This is a genomic window from Occallatibacter sp., assembly GCF_049802275.1.
Classification (GTDB): domain Bacteria; phylum Acidobacteriota; class Terriglobia; order Terriglobales; family Acidobacteriaceae; genus Telmatobacter.
On the sequence record NZ_JBARMD010000017.1, the window covers coordinates 1 to 1,572 of the forward strand.

Annotated in this window: 2 protein-coding genes; one reads left to right on the plus strand and one right to left on the minus strand. The window is 54.6% G+C overall.

Translation table 11 applies throughout. The features are described 5' to 3' along the window. Positions 1 to 132 precede the first annotated feature (132 nt). Entirely contained in the window at positions 133 to 1,038 is a 906-nt protein-coding gene (locus WA354_RS00530; RefSeq protein WP_472811051.1) for a retropepsin-like aspartic protease, read from the minus strand. A gap of 287 nt (positions 1,039 to 1,325) precedes the next feature. On the opposite strand from WA354_RS00530, the gene WA354_RS00535 reads away from it, so the two are divergent. Then, positions 1,326 to 1,572 (plus strand): winged helix-turn-helix domain-containing protein (locus tag WA354_RS00535; protein WP_472811052.1); only part of this gene is annotated, 247 nt, incomplete at its 3' end.

The window sequence follows — 1,572 nt, forward strand, 5'->3', positions numbered from 1 at the left end:
GAAATCACGACGCAATTCTGCAGGAAATTCGTCGCCGAAAGTCCGACCATTTTCAGTCGGCCGCGAAGTATGTTGGCAAAAACATAACTAATGGGATTGTTCAGATACGACCGAAACCAATCTCTTCGGGTCTTACCGCGCTTCAAGAATCGCGAAGTGCTCCGCGTGGCAGATGAAAACGCGGCGAAAGAGCCCCATGGTGAGGAGTCCATCAAAGTCCGATGTGCGGGAGTCCTTCTGAACACCTGCTTGTGTGAAGAAGGAGACCTTTTCCAATTCAAGGGAGCCGATCTTCATGTTCTGCGCTGGCAACGCGACGAACGCGGCTTGCGATCCATTCGTTCCGCTTCCGTGCAGGGAGGCTCCCCGAAATTGTGCAACCGCCATGTACTGAGGTGCGCTGTAAAGGAACGGAGCGTTTGCGCCGGAGTCGAGCTTTAAGTGAAGCGGCCGCCTCGCATCCGAAAGACGGACTGCCAAGATCAGCGAGTTGGGCGGAACGTCTGCTTGAGTTGGTGTCAGCATTTCGATATGCGTTCCCTTTATCTCAGCACGCATGGCGCTTGAGTCGTCCAGGCAAAGCATCTTGTGCGCATTGTCGATCAGCATGTCGAAGTGCTGAAGAAAGTCCTCGCCAAGGATGCCGCGAACCTGGAGATCGATGGACTTGAGATTTTGAAGGTCGTACACCACCACTTCCATGTGGGCGACGGTGTGAGAGCCGACTTCAAGCTGATCAAGCTGCGCTGCTGCGGCAGTCGTATGAAATCCAGTTCCGTTGACCGGAACCGAATCCTGGCTCTTCATGTGGAGTTCGGCAGCCAACGAAGGATCCACCATCGAGAACTGCGTGCCCGTGTCCAGCAGAAAGTTATACGGCCCGGAATGATTCACCGAGACGGCCACGATCATCTGGTAGCCGTTTGCGAAACGTAGGGGAGCTCCGGCGATATTGCCCGGGCAATGTGTCTCTGCTGAAAGTGCGGAAACGATGGCTGCTGCAAGAAGGAAGGAAGCGAAACCCTTGAAAGTATTCATTGCCAGAGCTCCTCAGCCGGTCAGGCTGAGGTCACTGTGGGCTGGCATCGCTACATGGTCTTGATGGGCTCCTGATCAGTTTCTGGGTGTGGATGATGAGTTTCTGCAAGTGCTTGATGAACTCATGACGGAGTTGTGATGGGCAATAAGTCCCCGATTTTCTGTTGTTAGCAGCGTCACAGATTCTTCTTCTCGAATGGTGCTAAACTTCCGCCGTAAAAGTGGGCCCTCAGGAGCGCGTTTGAAAGCTCCCTGAAAGTCAACCTCGGAAGGTTGGAGGTTGCACGATGTTGGGCACTCAGGAAGCAGTCTTTCGTTTTGGCGACGTAGAAGTTCGAGAGCGGGAATTCCGTCTCATCAAGGCGGGAGAGGTGATCCCGGTCGAACCGAAGGCGTTCCGGGTTCTGCTGTTCCTGCTGCACAATCCTCAAAAGCTGATCGCCAAAGAAGAACTGCTGAACGCGGTGTGGGGCGACACCGCGGTCTCGGAGAACTCCCTCACGCGCAGCATCGCTTTGCTTCGGCGGTTGCTCG

Coding starts and splice junctions, on each gene's coding strand:
- WA354_RS00530 (WP_472811051.1), bottom strand. CDS start 1,038: ATGAATACTTTCAAGGGTTTCGCTTCCTTCCTTCTTGCAGCAGCCATC.